The following is a 17,628-nucleotide window of genomic DNA, read 5'->3' as shown; positions in this document are numbered from 1 at the left end:
CTTTCTTACATATGCTTAGACCAAGAACTTCCTCGTTCTTTTTGATAAACCTCATAAGGCAATATTAAAATATTAAATTCCCTAGGTACATCCATACTAGGAAACACCTTCCATTCTACTGGCATTTTACTTGCAAACATCATTGAAAGTTTAGACGCTAAAGAATAACCTTCGTTTAACGCCGTGTGTCCTTTGTGAATATAAAGATGTAAATGTCCTGGAGTTTTAGTCTTATAGGCTGTGAAATTTATAAAACCTTCTTCTCTTAAAATAAGTTGTGCACGGTGATAAAATCTTTCAGCATTAAAACCATTATAATCAAAGACAATATTTTCTACTTTATTATCTTTTGTTATTAAATCATGAGCGACAACAATTTTTTTAGCAGCGTGTTCTCTCATGACATTTAAATTTAAAGGAGCATCAACTCTTTCAAATTTATCAAAAAATAAGCGACCTCTATGTGTAATTTTATTTACAATTTTATCGCGTCTTATATAATAATGATCGCCAATTATTTTAATTAGCGACATATCCATTGGTGAAATCAAAACATAGCCCTTTCATAAATAATAAAATTACTTGCAAGTTTTTTTAATTCTTGTTTAATATTCTCTTGTAATTTTTCATTATTAATATCATCTAAAATATCTGCAATATAATTTGACACAATTTCCATTTCTTTTTCTTTAAAACCTCTGGCAGTAAGCGCTGGAGTTCCAAGTCTTAATCCACTTGTGATAAAAGGACTTCTAATCTCTCCTGGAACGGTATTTTTATTTGCAGTAATACCTGCATTTCCAAGAGCTAAATCTGCATCTTTTCCACTAAATTCACGATCTAAAAAACTCATTAAAACAAGGTGATTATCCGTTCCATCGCTAACAAGTTTAAATTTTCTATCCATTAAAACATTAGCTAAAACTTGAGCATTGGTTCTTACTTGTTTTGCATAAACTTTCCACTCATCGCTAAGATTAAATTTAAATCCTACTGCTTTTGCAGCAATTACATGCATCAAAGGACCACCTTGAATACCTGGAAAAATGGCAGAATTAATTTTTTTAGCAAGCTCTTCATCATTTGTCATAATAATACCACCTCTTGGACCACGCAAAGTTTTATGTGTGGTTGAGCTTACTACATGAGCGTGCGGAAAAGGACTTGGATGCTCGCCTGCCACAACAAGACCTGCAATATGTGCTATATCAGCAAAAAGATAGGCACCTATTTCATCAGCAATTTCTCTAAATTTAGCAAAATCAATCACTCTTGCATAAGCACTAGCTCCACAAACTATTAATTTTGGCTTTTCTTTCTTAGCGATTTCTCTTACTTTTTCATAATCAATTCTTCCATCAAGTTCTACGCCGTAAAAACAACTTTCGTACATTTTACCCGAAGAACTTACTTTTGCACCATGAGTTAAATGTCCACCATGACTTAAATCCATTCCTAAAATTTTATCACCTGGATTAATCAAAGCCGCATAAACACCTTGATTAGCTTGAGAACCTGAATTAGGCTGAACATTAGCAAATTTACAATTAAAAAGTTTTTTACATCTTTCAATAGCTAGAGTTTCAATCTCATCAACAAATTCACAACCACCATAATATCTTTTACCTGGATAACCTTCTGCGTATTTGTTCGTCAAGATACTTCCTATAACTTCCATTACTTCAGGTAAAGTGAAATTTTCACTCGCTATCATTTCAAGACCTTCGCATTGACGCTCTAACTCTTTGTTTGTTAAATCAAAAATTTCTTTATCAAACATTTCTAAACTCATTCTTTCTCCTTTAGTTCTGATTTTAATGGACGCATTGCAGGAAACAATATCACATCTCGAATAGATTTTTTATTTGTCAAAAGCATAACAAGTCTATCTATACCTATACCCTGCCCTGCCGTTGGAGGCATTCCATAACCCAAAGCATTTACAAAATCTTCATCCATTTCGCAAGCCTCTTCATCGCCTGCATTTTTAGCTTCAATTTGTTTTAAAAATCTCTCATATTGATCAAGAGGATCATTAAGCTCATTAAAACCATTTGCCAATTCTCTTCCACAAATAAACAACTCAAATCTCTCAGCAATCTGAGAATCCTCATCGCTACGTCTTGATAAAGGACTTATGGAAATAGGAAAATCAATCACAAAAGTAGGATTGATCAATTTTTCTTCCACATAATTATCAAAAAGTTCAGCTTGTAAATGTCCAAGTTCAAGCTTTTCATTCGCTTCAAAACCATCTACTTTTAATTTAGTAAGAATTTTTTCCTTATCTTCAATTAAATCCCTATCCAAACCACCATATTTACAAAGTGCATCTTTGTAAGTAATTCTTTCAAAAGGTTTAGAAAAATCTATCATTTTTCCATCAAATTCTATTGTTTTTCCCAAATTAAGTTTATCTAAAAGTAAAGCAAAAAGTTCTTCAGTTAAATCCATTAAATCTTTATAATTATGATAAGCCCAATAAAATTCTATAGTTGTAAATTCAGGATTATGGGTTAAATCCATACCTTCGTTTCTAAAACAACGATTGATTTCAAAAACTGCCTCAAAACCACCCACTACAAGTCTTTTAAGATAAAGTTCTGGAGCAATTCTTAAAAATCTTTCTACGCCTAAAGAATTGTGAAAAGTTACAAAAGGCTTAGCGTTTGCTCCACCTGCAATCGGATGCATCATAGGAGTTTCTACTTCTAAAAAGCCTTTATTTTCAAAAAAATGACGAATCAAACTCACCACTTTAGAACGCACTAAAAAATCTTTTCTAACTTCTGCATTCATTATCATATCAACATAACGTTTACGATATCTTTGCTCAATATCTGTTAATCCATGATATTTTTCAGGTAAAGGAACAATAGCTTTTGTAGCGAGTTTTACTTCACTTGCATGCAAACTAAACTCACCTGTTTTAGTTACAAAAGGAAAACCTTTAACCAAAACAATATCACCTACTTCTAAATTCTTTTTCAAAATCGCATAAAGTTCTTCACCTACACTATCTTTATTAAAATAAATTTGCAAATTTGTATCTTCATCTTCAATGTTTGCAAAAATCGATTTCCCAGCTATACGCAAAAGTTTCAAACGTCCTGCAACAACAGCATTGACACTTTCATCTCTTTTTTCAACTTGCTCTAAAATATAAGAAAATTTATCCTTAAAAGTCTTTAAAGACATTTCTTTTTCTAAAAAATGAGGATAAGGATTGATCCCTAAATTTTTTAATTCCTTGGCTTTTTCTATTCTTTGCTGCTCTAAAATATTATCAAACATTTATATTTTTACCTTTGCTTTTTGATTGTTACAATCACCACAAACACCATAAAGCTGCATCAAATGCCCTGTAAGTTTAAAACCATGTTCTTTTGCAATCAAGGCTTGCTGTCTTTCTATAATAGGATTTTCAAACTCTATAATTTTTCCGCAATTTTTACATATCATATGATCATGGTGAGGTTTATTGGCAAGCTCGTATTTTTTACCTGCTGAACCAAAAGAAATGGAAGTTACCATTTCTGCTTCTTCAAGCAAATTTAAAGTACGATAAACAGTTGCAATTCCTACATTTAAATCGGGTTCAGCTTGTTTGATTTCCATATATAAACTTTCGGGTGTGTAATGAGTATCACTGTGATAAAGAGTTTTTAAAAGTACTTCTCTTTGCTTGGTATATTTAAGTCCGCCTTGTCTTAATATTTTTTTAAATCTCTCAAGTAAAACATCATATTCCACATTTTCTATCAGCATATCACTCCCCTTTTTGAGTATTGTTTAAATCACTTACAATATCTTGCAACTTTTCACTAGCATGATCTAGACTATTTTCTGTTAAAGGTTGATTCATAATAAAAGATCCAGTTTCTTTAAGCAAATTCAAAGTATAGCTATTTTTAGCAAAATTATCTAATTTATCATTTAAAAAATCGATTCTTGCTACACAAAAAACTAAAATTGCAAAAATTAAAAAGATTTTTGCCCCACCAAATATAAAGCCACCAATACGATCTAAAAAACCTAGGCCACTTAATTTGATCAACTTAGAAAGAAAATTACCTGCCAACAAACAAACTATCCAAAAAATAATTAATATGGCCAAAAATCCAGCAAATCCAGCTAAGCTTTGATTTTCTATCTTATAAAAAGTACTTTGTATAAATTCAGCCGCTTGAGTTGCGTATTTTGAAGCAATAAAAACACCACCAATAATACCCAAAAGTCCAAAAATTTCTTTTATCAAACCATTGATAATACCCTTAAGCCCTAAAAGCAAGGTAAATCCTAAAATAAAAGCATCAAACCAATAAAAATTCATTTCAATCACTCTCTGATTTTTTTTGTTTTAAATTTATTCTACAAATAAGCACTAAATGCTAAGTTAATCATTCTATGATTTTAGGAACAACAAAAAAATGTTCTTGTTTTTTTGGAGCACAATCTAAAACCTCATCAATAACATTGCTATTTCTTATCTCATCAATCCTCAAAGGAGCTCCACCTTTTATAGTGCTTACAGTAATCTCTTGGGAATCTAGATCAAGTTCGTTTAATTTTTCAACAAAATTCACAATTTCACTTAACTGTACAATGGTTTCATTTCTGTTTTTTGTTATTTGTAAAGCACTTAATTTTTCAAGCTTGCTTAATAATTTCTCATCTATTTGCATTTCTTAAACCTTAATAAAAAAGTTAAAATTTTGAAAATTATATCATAAAAAGCTTTAAATTGTTTAGGATATTTTGCAATTTATATGATACAATACCATAATTTTTCTATACAAAAATAAAAATATTTTTTCAAGGATAAATTTTGGGACTAAAAGATAATTTAAAAGCTGTTAAAAATGAACTTAACACAGAAGAACAATTTATAGAAAATTTTATCAAAGGAGAGAGATTTATACGCAAGTATAAATTTTATATATCTGCTGTCGTGATAATTTTAGTTGCTTGGTTTGCTGGAAATTTTATAATCTCAAAAATAAACGATTATAAAACAAAAGAAGCAAATGAAATTTATGCCAATCTAATACAAGATCCTAGCAATAAAAATCTTTTAGAACAACTTAAAAATAAAAATACCAATCTTTACGCTATCTTTTTACTAAAAGAAAATATTAATGATTTTAATAATACAGCTCTCCAAAATGAACTAAAACAAATTTATAATAATGCTCAAACAAACACTTTACTTAAAAATATTATTGCATTATCTTTAGGGGATAAATCGATATTTTTAAAAAATTATGATAAATTATTAGAAGCTTACAAACTTTTAGAGCAAAATAAAATCGAAGAAGCTAATGTTTTACTTTCTCAGATAAAAGAAAATTCAAGTTTAAATCAAATAGCTAAAAACCTCAAACATTATCAAGGCATTACACAATGAAAAAAATATTTTTAACACTATTTTGTTTAATATTTCTATGTGCTTGTGGCACTAAAAGACAATATTTTGAACCAGAACAAACCAATGGAGATTTAAGCCACAATGGTAATTTAAAAAGCAAAATCGTTGACTGGAATCTAGTTTCTGCAAAACTTAGCAATAATACTGCTATATTAAAAAATAATATTTCTATAGATAAGTTTAAACTTCCTAAAAATTATATACTTATAGCTTATCAAGATGGAGAATATTTTACCGCAGATGACAATGGGAATTTAAAAATTTTTGACAATTCTTATAATGAAATTTATAATTTTCAATTTGACGCTAGTGTTGTAGGAGTAGCTTCTAATGGAGATGATTTAGCCCTTGTACTTGCAAATAATACTATAGTTCTTGCAAATCGTTCTTTGGGTATTAAATTCAGTCAAACCCTAACCTCAGCTCCAGCTCAAGACAGTCGTACCGCTAATCCTATATTTTTAGACAATATCATCGTATATCCAACGCTAGATGGCAAAATTTTAATTCTTTCAAGAAACAATCTTCAAGTCATTAAAGATGTGGTTATTTCAGCAGAAAATTTTTTCAACAATGTAATCCATCTAAGTGTAATTGGAGATAAACTTATAGCAGCAACAGCTAAAAAAATCATTGTTGTAAGCCCTGCTAGAACTCTTTATCTTGACGCTGACATAAAAGATGTTGCACTTAGTGATGATGGTATTTTTATACTAGAAAAAGATGGCACTATTATTAAAACTGATTATAACTTAAGAAAAATTGCAGAAAAAAAATTTGAATTTGCTATTTTTGTAAAAAGCAATATATACAATAATTATTTATATATTTTTGAAAAAACAGGCTATCTTATCAAAATGAATCTAAATTTAGATAATACACAAGTATTTAAACTTTCAGAAGCTGTTGATAAAATTTCTTTCATGGGGAATGGTAAATTTTACTACGGAGATAAAATTTTAGATTTGCTATGATAAAAATTTTAGAACAAACAATAAAGGCTTTAAAATTAAATTTAAAGTCCTATGACTTAAGTATGTTGACTAGAAAAAAAAGTTATATTTGCGCTAAAGATCAAAATAACATTCTTTTTATGTATACAGGAAAAACAAAATTTTTAATGAAAGATGCCTTATTTTTAGAAAATCTAGCACAGCAAATTAACATAAATAACAAATATTTTTTTAGCATGGCTTCTCTTTGCTCTAAAGCAAAAAATCATCTAGAAATGAAAGGATTTAATATCTATGTTGCTCTGTGATATTGGGAATTCAAATGCTAATTTCCTAGATGATAACAAATATTTTACTCTTAGTATAGATCAGTTTTTAGAATTTAAAAATGAACAAAAAATTTTTTATATCAATGTCAATGAACATCTCAAAGAACATTTAAAAAATCAAAAAAATTTTATCAATCTTGAACCTTATTTTTTATTTGATACAATTTATCAAGGATTAGGAATCGATCGCATAGCAGCTTGTTATACTATTGAAGATGGAGTTGTTGTAGATGCAGGTAGTGCTATTACAATTGATATTATTTCTAATTCTATACATCTTGGTGGTTTTATCTTGCCAGGTATTGCAAATTATAAAAAAATTTATAGCCATATTTCACCACGATTAAAAAGTGAATTTAACACTCAAGTTAGTCTTGATGCATTCCCACAAAAAACCATGGATGCTTTAAGTTATGGTGTTTTTAAAGGAATTTACCTACTGATAAAAGATGCCGCTCAAAATAAAAAGCTTTATTTCACTGGTGGAGATGGGCAATTTTTAGCAAATTATTTCGATCACGCAATTTATGATAAACTTTTAATCTTTCGAGGAATGAAAAAGATTATAAAAGAAAATCCTAATTTACTTTATTAAAAATGTTACAAAAATTCTCATTGATATCAAACCTTAATGAAATTTAACTTTTTATAAAACAAATTCAATTAAACTTCTATTTAGAAAAAAGTTTATTAAAATAAAAAAAGGAAAAACAATGAGCCAACAAGAATTTGATGTGCTTGTCATCGGAGCTGGAATTTCAGGAGCAGCATTATTTTACGAGCTTGCAAGATATACAAATATTAAAAATATTGCTTTGATAGAAAAATATAATACAGCTGCAACATTAAATTCTAAGGGAACGAGTAATTCTCAAACCATTCATTGTGGAGATATTGAAACCAATTATACTTTAGAAAAAGCGCGAAAAGTAAAAAGAACAGCTGATATGATAGTTAAATATGGACTCATGCAAAATGCGCAAAATAATTTCATGTTTTCTCATCAAAAAATAGCTCTAGCTGTTGGAGATATAGAATGTGATTATATGAAAAAACGCTATGAAGAATTTAAAGAACTTTATCCTTATATAAAATTTTTCGATAAAGCAAAAATCAAACAAATTGAACCCAAGGTTGTTTTAGGAGAAGATTGCAATCAAGATAGACCTGAAAATATCTGCGCCATGGGTGTTGAAAGCGGCGAGGTTTTTACAACTGTAGATTTTGGGAAAATGAGTATAAATCTAATAGAACAAGCCCAAAAACAAAATAAAAATACTTTTGTTGCCTTTAATCAAGAAATTGTTCACATAGAAAAAAAGGATGATATTTTTATATTAAAAACCTCAAATCATCAAGAATACCATGCCAAAAGTGTAGTTGTTAATGCTGGGGCGCACTCTTTATATTTGGCGCATAAAATGAATTTAGGTATGGATAAGTCTTGTTGGCCTGTTGCAGGAAGTTTTTATTTAACCAAACAAAAACTTTTAAATGGCAAAGTTTATATGGTGCAAAATCCTAAACTTCCATTTGCAGCTCTTCATGGAGATCCTGATTTGCTTGCTGATATGAACACTCGCTTTGGACCTACTGCACTTGTTATTCCAAAACTAGAACGTTATCATGGACTAAAATCAGTTCCAGAATTTTTCGAAGCACTAAAACTTGATAAAACTGTTTTAAAAGTAACTTTTAATATGTTTAAAGATGCAACAATTAGAAATTACATCTTTTATAATTATCTTTTTGAACTACCTTTTATTGATAAAAGCTTATTTGTTAAAGATGCTAAAAAAATAGTTCCAAGTCTTAAAACAAGTGATATTTATTATGCAAAGGGTTTTGGAGGCGTAAGACCACAAGTTATTGATAAGACTAAAGGGGAATTAATGCTAGGTGAAGCAAGCATCACAGAGACCCCTGGCATTATTTTCAATATGACTCCAAGTCCTGGGGCAACAAGTTGTCTAGGAAATGCTGAAAGAGATGCAAAGCTTATATGTAATTACCTAGGAATGGAATTTAACGAAGATAAATTTTCTTCAGAATTATTGTAATCATTTTGTTTCTATTTTTAGCTACAATAATTTCAAAAGGAGTTTACCATGCTTAAAAAAACAAAAATTGTAGCCACAGTAGGTCCAGCAAGTGAAAAGGAAGAAATTCTACGCCAAATGATTATCAATGGTGTAAATGTTTTCCGTTTAAACTTTTCTCATGGAACACATGAGTATCATAAAAAAAACTTAGATACCATAAGAAGAGTAGCTAAAGAATTGCATACTCGTATTGGAATTTTACAAGACATTAGTGGTCCTAAAATTCGTACAGGTGAACTTAAAGAACCATTTGAATTAAAAAAGGGTGATAGACTTGATTTTTATCGTGAAACAATTTTAGGGGAGAAGATTGCTCAAAATCATTATAAAATCAGCATCAATCAAAAATCCATTTTAGATATGTTAAAAATTGATGAATATATTTATCTATATGATGGATCAATTCGTGCTAAAGTAGTAAGCATAGATAATCAAAAAATTGAAACCATTATAGAAAATGATGGTTTTTTAAACTCAAATAAAGGTATTAATTTTCCGAATACTAAAATCAATATTGATGTTATTACACAAAAAGATAAAAATGATTTACTTTGGGGTATAAAAAATGAAGTAGATTTTTTAGCAATATCTTTCGTACAAAATGCACACGATATTGATGAAGTTCGTGAAATTTTAGCACAAAATAACGCAAAAATATCTATTTTTGCAAAAATTGAAAAATTTGATGCAGTAGAAAATATTGATGAGATTATTAAATCTAGCGATGGCATAATGGTTGCAAGAGGAGACTTAGGTATTGAGGTACCTTATTATAAAGTTCCTAATATCCAAAAAGAAATTATACAAAAAGCAAACAATGCCTCTAAGCCTGTTATTACTGCGACTCAGATGCTTTTTTCATTAGCCAAAAGCAAAACCGCCACAAGAGCTGAAATTTCAGATGTTGCAAATGCTGTTTTAGATGGAACAGATGCAGTAATGCTAAGTGAAGAAAGCGCCGTTGGTATAGATCCTGCAAACGCTGTTGATATAATGTGCCAAACTATAATAGAAACAGAAAAACGCTATCCATATAACAAATTTAATGATTTTAATGATTTAGACAATACAGATAAAATCATGCGTTCTTCAGCTCATCTTGCAACAGATCTTAACGCTGATGCTATTTTTTCTTTAACAAGTAGTGGAAAATCTGCTATTAAGATTGCGAGATATCGTCCAAATATAGAAATCATAGCAGTAGGGCATTCTGAAAAAACCTTAAACTCTTTAAGTATAGTTTGGGGAGTTAATCCTGCGATCTTGGTTAACAAAAGTAATGAACTTACAGAATTATTAAAAGACTCTGTAAGATCAAGTGTTGAAAAAGGTTTTATGGATGAAGACAAATGCTATCTTCTAACTGCAGGCTTTCCAACAGGAGTAGAAGGTACTAGCAATCTTATCCGCATTCTCAATAAAGAGCAAATTGCTTATTATCTACAATAAAACATTAAATTCCTTTGAAAATAAGGAATTTAATGTCCTTATAAATTTTTTAAGTCAAAAGTCGATATAAATTAAAGCCTCACACAAAGGAGCAAATATGCAAGTGAATACTTTTTCAAATATCGCTAGCATGGCACAAACACAAGTTAGCAATAAGAAGGCAGATGATGCTAAGGAAAACACAAAAGACAAAAATGTTCAAAGTGCTAATTCTAGCAAGGATGTAGATAAAAATACCCTTGAAAAATTAAATGCACTTGGTGGAAAGGGCATTACACAAATTTACCTAGTTCAGTTTCAACAGCAAACAATGAATGCTGTAATAGGTTCGAGCAATGCCCAAACTGGACTAGATAGTCTTTTAAATGGTGCCAATTTAGATACTGCGAAATCTATACTTACAAATATTGATTTTGCATCCTTAGGCTACAGTGGCAAAAATCCACTTGATATGAATACAGATGAACTTCAACAACTTGTAAGTGAAGATGGTTTTTTTGGAGTGGAAAATACAGCCAATCGCATCGCGGATTTTGTTATTAAAGGCGGTGGCGACGATGTTGAAAAATTGAAAAAAGGTCTTGAAGGTATGAAAAAAGGATTTGAGCAAGCAGAAAAAATGTGGGGTGGAGAACTTCCTCAAATCAGTCAAGATACAATAGATGCGGCACTTAAAAAAGTTAGCGATCGCATTGATGAACTAGGCGGAAAAACTCTAGATCTTCAAGCTTAACTAAAAATGCTTAGAAATTTCTAAGCATTTTTAGTTGTTATTAATATCAAAAGTAAAAAATTCACTCTTAAAATTATTAGGTAAAGTTTTATACTGAGATATCGCAGCTTCATAGTTCTTTACTTCTTGATACAACATACCAAGAGCTGCTTTACTTTCTTTGTTATTTTTATCTGTAAGTTTAGAAAGCTGCAAAAGCGCTATAGCTGAATTTGGATTATTTGCACCTACGGCTGCTACGGCTGCTAAAAATAAAGTTTTAGTATCTTTAGCTCCATAATCATCAATCAAAGAATTGTAAAGCGCATAAGCCTCCTCGTATTGCTGTGCAAAAATATCCAAATAAGCTAAAGTTTGCAAAATACCCTCATCTTTTGCTCCTGAAACATTAATCAACTCTTTAAATTTCTGTCTTTCTAAATTTAAAAGCCCTGCAATATGCATTAAATTAACATAAAATTCCCTAGCGATACTTGGCCCACCAAAAACACTACGATAATCAAGTTTTAAATTTTTAAAATGAATTTGAGCATTTTGAGCATATTCTTTAATATTTAAATTTGAATTTAAAGAATTAAAATACAAAATATTTGCCAAAATATCTTCAGGCAACTCTGAACGCAATTTAGCAATTTTCACATCTACTTGATTATTAAGGTTATTATTTTTAGCAACAATAGCTTCAAAAATCAAACTCAAAGGCGTGTCTTTTTTTGTTTCATCTAAATAAGGAAGCATAGAAATATAATTATTATTAACTAAAAATAACATACTTTTTTGCATATTAGCTTTAAAATTAGAATCAGCAGCTATATTATCAAGAATTTCATTGTAAAGTTTAGTTGTATCAATATCAATTAATTTTGCACAAAACATAGCAAAAGCACCTGCTAAGTAATTTTTAGGATTAAGATGATATGAACTTGAAAAATGCTTATAAGCAAGTTCATAATTTTGCATTTGGGCATAAGTTAAAGCCAAATTATAATGTAAAATACTATGTTCTGGATAATCCTTGATAAGTTTTTGAAATTCTTGGTTAGCAAGGCGTAACTTCTGATTTAATGCATAGTTAATAATATTGGCAATTTTTACATTGGTAGATGAAAGAGCCTTGCTTGTATTAAGATAAACTCCCGCATCAGCACTATCATCAACGAAATCTGTAACATTAGCTTTTTTAATATATAAAGCAGCCTGCTTACTATCAAAAACTTGATAAGGCGCAAAATAAAAAAGCAAATCGAATTGATCTTTTTGTTTTTTTAACAAATCTTTTGAAAAAGAATTTTGAGCAACTGCTATATTAAAAAGATCCTTATTTAAACGAACTTGAATTTTATAAGCATCTAAAATCTTATATCTATCTTTATCATTATCATAAGAATTTTGCAAGCGCGCTAACATATCTTGATAATTTCCTGTTTTAATATCAACCAATGTTAAAGCCGCCAAACTTTGATTAAAATCTCTTTCAATTTTCATCGCTGTACTTAAAGCGACTTTAGCTTTAGCATATTCTCCTATTCTAGCGTATAAAAGACCTAAAGATAAACTAGATTCAAAATTGCCTTGAGAATTTAATTGCTGTATAGCCTTGGAATCAAAGTCCATTTTTGCATAAATTTTAGCAGACAAATACTTTGCAACATCAGAATACGGCTCCACATCTGTTCTTTGTAACATTTGTAAAGCCTCAGGGTAATATCCTTTGTAATAATTAATCAAGCTTAAATAATAATCATATAATTTTGATTTTCCTTCTTTTGGAAGATACACTTGAGCTAAATCAATATAATATCTAAATTTTTCCTTATCATTAAGCTTTAAAGCACAAACAGCAGCATTGATAGCAGCTACACTTTGATTTTCTCCATTGGCTATAGCTTTCTTGAAGCTTTCAAAAGCTTCTTGGAATTTATTCTCATTCATTTGAGAAACGCCTAAATTATAATTAGATAAAGATTCGTTATATACGGCAACTTGCTCATAAACTTTTAAAGCCTGTTCAACCTCACCCTTTAAATATAAAGCATTTGCTTTTTGGATCATACCATCAATTCTTTGCATATCATTGTATTTATATGATTCATCAGGCATAACAACAGGTTGTTCTAAAGGCTTAGAAGCTATAATATCTGGTTTAATTTTTCCTTCACTAAAAGTTAAATAAAAAAGTGTAAAAACTAAAATACAAATAATCCCCAAAGATAAACCCACAAGAGACATAAACTTACGATCTTTATACCAAGGCGTAGGCTCTTGACTTTCAACTTCTTCAAAAGTTGATACATCTTCAGGCGCACTTTCTCTTGTAAATTTAAAACCACTATCACTATTTTCTTGAGGTAATTCTTCTGGCAATGATGCAAATTCTTCATCTTCTGGAGCTTGCCCCTCTTGCCCTTTAAATCCCTCTAAACTCTCATCAAGTCTTGGTTGATTTAAGCCATCTTCGGGTTTTTCTAGTATTATATCTTCTTGTTCAGCCATCTATACTCTTTAAAAATATTTTTTCAAAGCATCAGGAATATGAATTTTTCCTTCTTTATCTTGATAATTTTCCATAATCGCTACCAAGGTTCTTCCTACTGCCAAAGATGAGCCATTAAGAGTGTGAACGAGTTCATTTTTTCCTTGTTCATTTTTATAGCGAATTTTAGCACGTCTTGCTTGAAAATCACGACAATTTGAAACCGAGCTAATCTCACGATATTTATTTTGTCCTGGAAGCCACACTTCAAGATCCACAGTTTTTGCTGCACTAAAACCCAAATCTCCAGTGCAAAGCATCAAATGTCTATGTGCTAAACCTAAAGAACTCAGCAAATCACTTGCACACTCAAGCATTTCATTAAACACACTATCACTTTGCTCAGGTTTAGTGATACTTACAAGCTCTACTTTTTCAAACTGGTGTTGTCTGATAATACCTCTTGTATCACGCCCTGCACTACCTGCTTCTTTTCTAAAACAAGCGCTATAACAAGTCATTTTTATAGGTAAAGTTTCACTCGCTAAAATTTCTCCACTATAAAGATTGGTTACTGGAATTTCAGAAGTTGAGATTAAATACAAATCCTCATCATCTACCTTATACATATCTTCTTTAAATTTTGGCAACTGACCCGTCCCAAACATAGTAGCACCATTTACCAAAAAAGGTACATTAACAAACTCAAATCCATGACTTCTATTAAAATCTATCATATAATTTACCAAAGCACGGCTTAATAAAGCTCCTTCGTTCTTAAGCACACAAAAACGGCTTTGTGAAATTTTTACCCCACGCACAAAATCAAGCCAATTTAAACTCTCGCCTAATTCAAAATGTTCTTTTGGAGTAAAATCAAAGCTAGGCGGATTTAATACTTTTTTAAGCTCCACATTTTCATCTTCATCTTCACCCACAGGCACACATTCATCAGGAATATTTGGGATGGCATGAGCGATTTCTTCAAGCTCATTTTCTAAAGCATTTACTTTAACGCTTTGCTCATTAATTTTGCTTTTATTTTCGCTTAATTTTGCTTTTAAACTTTCTTTATCTTCGGCTGTAGCAAGCTCTTTACTGAATTTATTTTGAAAAGCTTGAAATTCTTCTAAAGCTGTTTTTTCTTTTTTTAAACTTGCAAAAAGTTCAGCAAGTTTTTTTAAAATATTTTCATCAACTTTTTTATTTTTTAACTTTTTAGCCACTTCATCAAAATTATTTTGCAAATTTTTTAAATCTAGCATTTTCTACTCCTTAAAGTCCGATTTTTTCATAAATTTTTTGCATTTTTTCTTGGGCGATTTTTCTTGCTTTTGTCGCACCAAAATCCAAAATTTCTTTCAAATGTGAAGGCTTTTCTAAAAGCTCATTGTATTTTTCTCTCGCTTCTTTAAAATAAGCATTTACAAGCTCGTTTAAATACATTTTAAAATGTCCATAACCCTCACCACCTTTTTCATAGCGTATTTGTAATTCTTTTTGCCCTGATTCATCTAAAAAAAGCTTTGCGATTTTAAAAATATTGCAGTTTTCATGATCTTTTGGATCTTCTAAAGCGGTGCTATCTGTAACTATGGAAGAAATTTGTTTTTTTAAGGTTTTTTCACTGCTAAAAATATCTATAGTATTTTGATAAGATTTACTCATTTTTGCCCCATCGGTGCCTACAACTACAGCTACTTCTTCATTAACTTTAGCCTCTGGAAGGGTAAAAATTTCACCCCATTCATTATTAACTTTTAAAGCAATATCGCGTGCGATTTCAACATGCTGGATTTGATCTTTTCCTACAGGGACAATTTGTGTATCAAAAAGCAAAATATCAGCTGCCATTAAAACAGGATAAGAAAAAAGCCCATGTGAAGCACTAAGCCCCTTAGCAACTTTATCCTTGTAACTATGCGCACGCTCTAATAAACCCATAGGAGTAAATTGCGATAAAATCCAATAAAGCTCCATAACTTCCTTAACGTCACTTTGCAACCAAAAAACGCTTTTTTGAGGATCTATACCAAGGCTTAAAAAAGCCGCAGCAGCTTTTAAGGAATTTTGTTTAAGTTTTTCTCCATCTTGAGAAGAAGTCATGGCATGATAATTAGCAATAAACATAAACATTTGGCTTTTTTCTTGTGCATCTACCATTTGCTTAATCGCACCAAAATAATTACCTATATGCAAATCGCCACTTGGCTGAAGGCCTGTTAATACTCTCATTTTATCACCTTTTTAATCTCGCTTAAAAGCTCATCTATATTTTTATTTTCTATATTTAAAATAAAATTTGCCTTTAGTTCATACTTGCTTAAACGCTCATTATATAATTTTTTTGCTTTAATTTCATCATAAAATAAAGGTCTTTTAGAAATTTCATCTTTGTCTAAACGCTTTTTTAAATATTCAAAACTTGCTTTTAAATAAATACAAAAACCTACTTTTTCTAAATTTGAAACATTAACAAAACCCCCGCCTGTAGCAATACAAGTTTTCTCACAAGAACTAAAAAAATCAGCCATTTTTTGCTCTTGTTCTCTAAAAAAAATCTCGCCTTTTTGTGCGAAAATTTCACTGATTTTTTGATTAAATTTTTGTTCTATTAAAAAATCACTATCTAAAAAAACAAGATCTAAATCCTTAGCCAAAGCTCTTGCTAAAGTGCTTTTTCCAGAACCCATAAATCCTATAAAAACGATATTTTTAGCTTTCATCATTTTCTTTACTGCCCTTTTTACGCGAAGCAATCACTAAAGGCACACCTTCGAAATTAAATTCTTTTCTGATTTGATTTTGTAAATAACGCTTATAGCTAAAATGCAAGGCCTTAGGACGATTCATAATAAGCGCAATTTTTGGCGGTGCTAAGTCGTATTGTACTGCATAATAAATTTTAACCAATTTCCCATAATCATGCGGCAAAGGATGTGATCTTGTGGCATTTTCTATCAGAGTATTAAGCTTAGAAGTTTGGATTTTTTGAGTGAAATTCTCAAAAATTTGCAAAATTTTATCGAGTAAAACATGCACCCTTTTTCCACTTAAAGCCGATACGCTAATCACAGGTGCGTAAGCTAGAAATTTAAAACGATCAAGATGCAATTCTTTTACAGTTTTATCAAAATCCATCTCACTTTTATCCCATTTATTTAAAACAATAATCACACCCAAATAATGCTTAGCCACAAGCCCAGCAATGCGTTCATCAAGTTCGTTAAAGCCCTCATGCGCATCTAAAACCAAAAGTGCTATTTGAGAATGAGATAAAATTTTTTCCGTGCGATTTAGGGCAAAGCGTTCGAGTCCTTGAATTTTACCCCTTTTTCTAATACCTGCAGTATCAACAAATTCTATCACTTTATCTTTATGAACTACACTTTCATTAACAGGATCTATAGTAGTTCCTGCGATAGAACTTACAACACTGCGTTCTTGTTTAACCAAAGCATTTAAAAGACTTGATTTTCCAACATTTACACGCCCTACAATACCCACTCTGATATGATTTTGATCGACTTCTTTAAATTGAAATTCTTTTCCTTCTTCATAATGCTCTAAAAAATCTTCTAAATTTTCTTCTTCATCAGGGATTAAAAACTCTTCATGTAAAAATTTTTCAAGCCATTCATAAAGTTCATCTAAGCCTACATTATGGGTTACTGAAAGATTGAAGATTTCCTTTACTCCAAAATTTGCAAACTCCCAAGCCCTTTCTTCATCTTTTTTATTATCTACTTTATTAACCACTAAGGCTATAGGTTTTCCAAGTTTTTTTAAAGAATAAAAAAACTGTCTATCCTCATCATCAGGCGCTAATTTCCCATCAACTAGATAAAGTATGATATCGCTTTCTTTAGCTACTTTTAAAGTGTTTTTTTTCACATTTTTAAAAAGTTCATCACTTTCATCAAGCCCTCCACTATCAATAAGCATGGCTTTTTTTGAATGAATATGAATTTGCGTTTTATTTGTATCTCTAGTTGTACCTGAAATATCACTTGTAATAGCTATTCTTTGTCTTGCCATTCTATTAAAAAGACTTGATTTTCCAACATTTGGCTTGCCTATAAGTATGATGCTTTGCATTTTTTTCCTAGAAAATTATATTTTTAAAATTATATAAAATTTGGCTTAATATTAAGCAAAAAA

The 17,628-nt window shown here is 30.3% G+C and carries 18 protein-coding genes; 7 read left to right on the top strand and 11 right to left on the bottom strand.

The window, feature by feature from the left end; translation table 11 throughout:
* Nucleotides 1-5: 5 nt before the first annotated feature.
* The 6 genes from SR63_RS02990 to gatC all read right to left on the bottom strand — a co-directional run bounded on the left by SR63_RS02990 (nucleotide 6) and on the right by gatC (nucleotide 4,685).
* The gene (locus tag SR63_RS02990; RefSeq protein ID WP_002859481.1) at nucleotides 6-551 is read right to left on the bottom strand and encodes a DUF1882 domain-containing protein; all 546 of its coding nucleotides are present in this window, start codon (nucleotides 549-551) and stop codon (nucleotides 6-8) included.
* Nucleotides 548-1,792: a serine hydroxymethyltransferase gene (locus SR63_RS02985; RefSeq protein WP_002865882.1), complete on the bottom strand. Its 1,245-nt coding sequence runs from the start codon at nucleotides 1,790-1,792 to the stop codon at nucleotides 548-550. Before SR63_RS02985 ends, SR63_RS02990 begins: the two co-directional genes overlap by 4 nt.
* Complete coding sequence (gene lysS / locus SR63_RS02980) at nucleotides 1,789-3,294, bottom strand: lysine--tRNA ligase (RefSeq protein WP_002854385.1); 1,506 nt, start codon at nucleotides 3,292-3,294, stop codon at nucleotides 1,789-1,791. Before lysS ends, SR63_RS02985 begins: the two co-directional genes overlap by 4 nt.
* Nucleotides 3,295-3,768: a Fur family transcriptional regulator gene (locus SR63_RS02975; RefSeq protein WP_002854230.1), complete on the bottom strand. Its 474-nt coding sequence runs from the start codon at nucleotides 3,766-3,768 to the stop codon at nucleotides 3,295-3,297.
* 1 nt (nucleotide 3,769) lies between these two features.
* On the bottom strand, nucleotides 3,770-4,333 hold the full coding sequence (locus tag SR63_RS02970; RefSeq protein WP_002865883.1) for a CvpA family protein: 564 nt from the start codon (nucleotides 4,331-4,333) through the stop codon (nucleotides 3,770-3,772).
* A 67-nt stretch (nucleotides 4,334-4,400) separates the two neighbouring features.
* The gene (gatC, locus tag SR63_RS02965; protein WP_002854550.1) at nucleotides 4,401-4,685 is read right to left on the bottom strand and encodes an Asp-tRNA(Asn)/Glu-tRNA(Gln) amidotransferase subunit GatC; all 285 of its coding nucleotides are present in this window, start codon (nucleotides 4,683-4,685) and stop codon (nucleotides 4,401-4,403) included.
* A 143-nt stretch (nucleotides 4,686-4,828) separates the two neighbouring features.
* On the opposite strand from gatC, the gene SR63_RS02960 reads away from it, so the two are divergent.
* The 7 genes from SR63_RS02960 to SR63_RS02930 all read left to right on the top strand — a co-directional run bounded on the left by SR63_RS02960 (nucleotide 4,829) and on the right by SR63_RS02930 (nucleotide 10,994).
* Nucleotides 4,829-5,407, top strand: a complete 579-nt coding sequence (locus SR63_RS02960; protein ID WP_002865884.1) for a hypothetical protein — start codon at nucleotides 4,829-4,831, stop codon at nucleotides 5,405-5,407.
* Nucleotides 5,404-6,402 carry a hypothetical protein gene (locus SR63_RS02955; protein WP_002865885.1) on the top strand — a complete coding sequence of 333 codons (999 nt, stop codon included), beginning with the start codon at nucleotides 5,404-5,406 and terminating at the stop codon, nucleotides 6,400-6,402. Before SR63_RS02960 ends, SR63_RS02955 begins: the two co-directional genes overlap by 4 nt.
* Nucleotides 6,399-6,689 (top strand): hypothetical protein, encoded by a 291-nt coding sequence (locus SR63_RS02950; RefSeq protein ID WP_063674915.1) that lies wholly within the window; start codon nucleotides 6,399-6,401, stop codon nucleotides 6,687-6,689. The genes SR63_RS02955 and SR63_RS02950 overlap by 4 nt, the downstream gene beginning before the upstream one ends.
* Entirely contained in the window at nucleotides 6,676-7,305 is a 630-nt protein-coding gene (locus tag SR63_RS02945; protein WP_002854234.1) for a type III pantothenate kinase, read from the top strand. Before SR63_RS02950 ends, SR63_RS02945 begins: the two co-directional genes overlap by 14 nt.
* Before the next feature lie 118 nt (nucleotides 7,306-7,423).
* Complete coding sequence (locus SR63_RS02940) at nucleotides 7,424-8,770, top strand: FAD-dependent oxidoreductase (RefSeq protein ID WP_002865886.1); 1,347 nt, start codon at nucleotides 7,424-7,426, stop codon at nucleotides 8,768-8,770.
* Between the two features lie 48 nt (nucleotides 8,771-8,818).
* Nucleotides 8,819-10,261, top strand: coding sequence for a pyruvate kinase (gene pyk / locus SR63_RS02935; protein ID WP_002865887.1), 1,443 nt, complete (start codon nucleotides 8,819-8,821; stop codon nucleotides 10,259-10,261).
* A 97-nt stretch (nucleotides 10,262-10,358) separates the two neighbouring features.
* Nucleotides 10,359-10,994, top strand: a complete 636-nt coding sequence (locus SR63_RS02930) for a hypothetical protein (protein ID WP_002860276.1) — start codon at nucleotides 10,359-10,361, stop codon at nucleotides 10,992-10,994.
* 30 nt (nucleotides 10,995-11,024) lie between these two features.
* Here the strand turns inward: SR63_RS02930 and pflB are convergent, their stop codons facing one another.
* From pflB to der, 5 genes are read right to left on the bottom strand one after another with little or no spacing between them, the layout of a single operon-like run.
* Nucleotides 11,025-13,487 carry a motility protein PflB gene (pflB, locus tag SR63_RS02925; protein WP_002877519.1) on the bottom strand — a complete coding sequence of 821 codons (2,463 nt, stop codon included), beginning with the start codon at nucleotides 13,485-13,487 and terminating at the stop codon, nucleotides 11,025-11,027.
* Between the two features lie 9 nt (nucleotides 13,488-13,496).
* Nucleotides 13,497-14,732, bottom strand: a complete 1,236-nt coding sequence (gene serS, locus SR63_RS02920; protein WP_002865890.1) for a serine--tRNA ligase — start codon at nucleotides 14,730-14,732, stop codon at nucleotides 13,497-13,499.
* A 10-nt stretch (nucleotides 14,733-14,742) separates the two neighbouring features.
* Nucleotides 14,743-15,702 carry a tryptophan--tRNA ligase gene (gene trpS / locus SR63_RS02915; RefSeq protein WP_002877518.1) on the bottom strand — a complete coding sequence of 320 codons (960 nt, stop codon included), beginning with the start codon at nucleotides 15,700-15,702 and terminating at the stop codon, nucleotides 14,743-14,745.
* Complete coding sequence (locus tag SR63_RS02910; protein WP_002865893.1) at nucleotides 15,699-16,196, bottom strand: shikimate kinase; 498 nt, start codon at nucleotides 16,194-16,196, stop codon at nucleotides 15,699-15,701. The genes trpS and SR63_RS02910 overlap by 4 nt, the downstream gene beginning before the upstream one ends.
* A complete protein-coding gene (der, locus tag SR63_RS02905) occupies nucleotides 16,183-17,565 on the bottom strand; it encodes a ribosome biogenesis GTPase Der (protein ID WP_002865894.1) in 1,383 nt (460 codons plus the stop codon). Before der ends, SR63_RS02910 begins: the two co-directional genes overlap by 14 nt.
* Nucleotides 17,566-17,628 lie beyond the last annotated feature (63 nt).

The organism is Campylobacter sp. 2014D-0259, from assembly GCF_008000505.1.
In the GTDB taxonomy this organism is placed as follows: Bacteria; Campylobacterota; Campylobacteria; order Campylobacterales; family Campylobacteraceae; genus Campylobacter_D; species Campylobacter_D jejuni.
The sequence above is the reverse complement of the archived record's forward strand: the minus strand, read 5'-3'. Positions and strand labels throughout refer to the sequence as shown.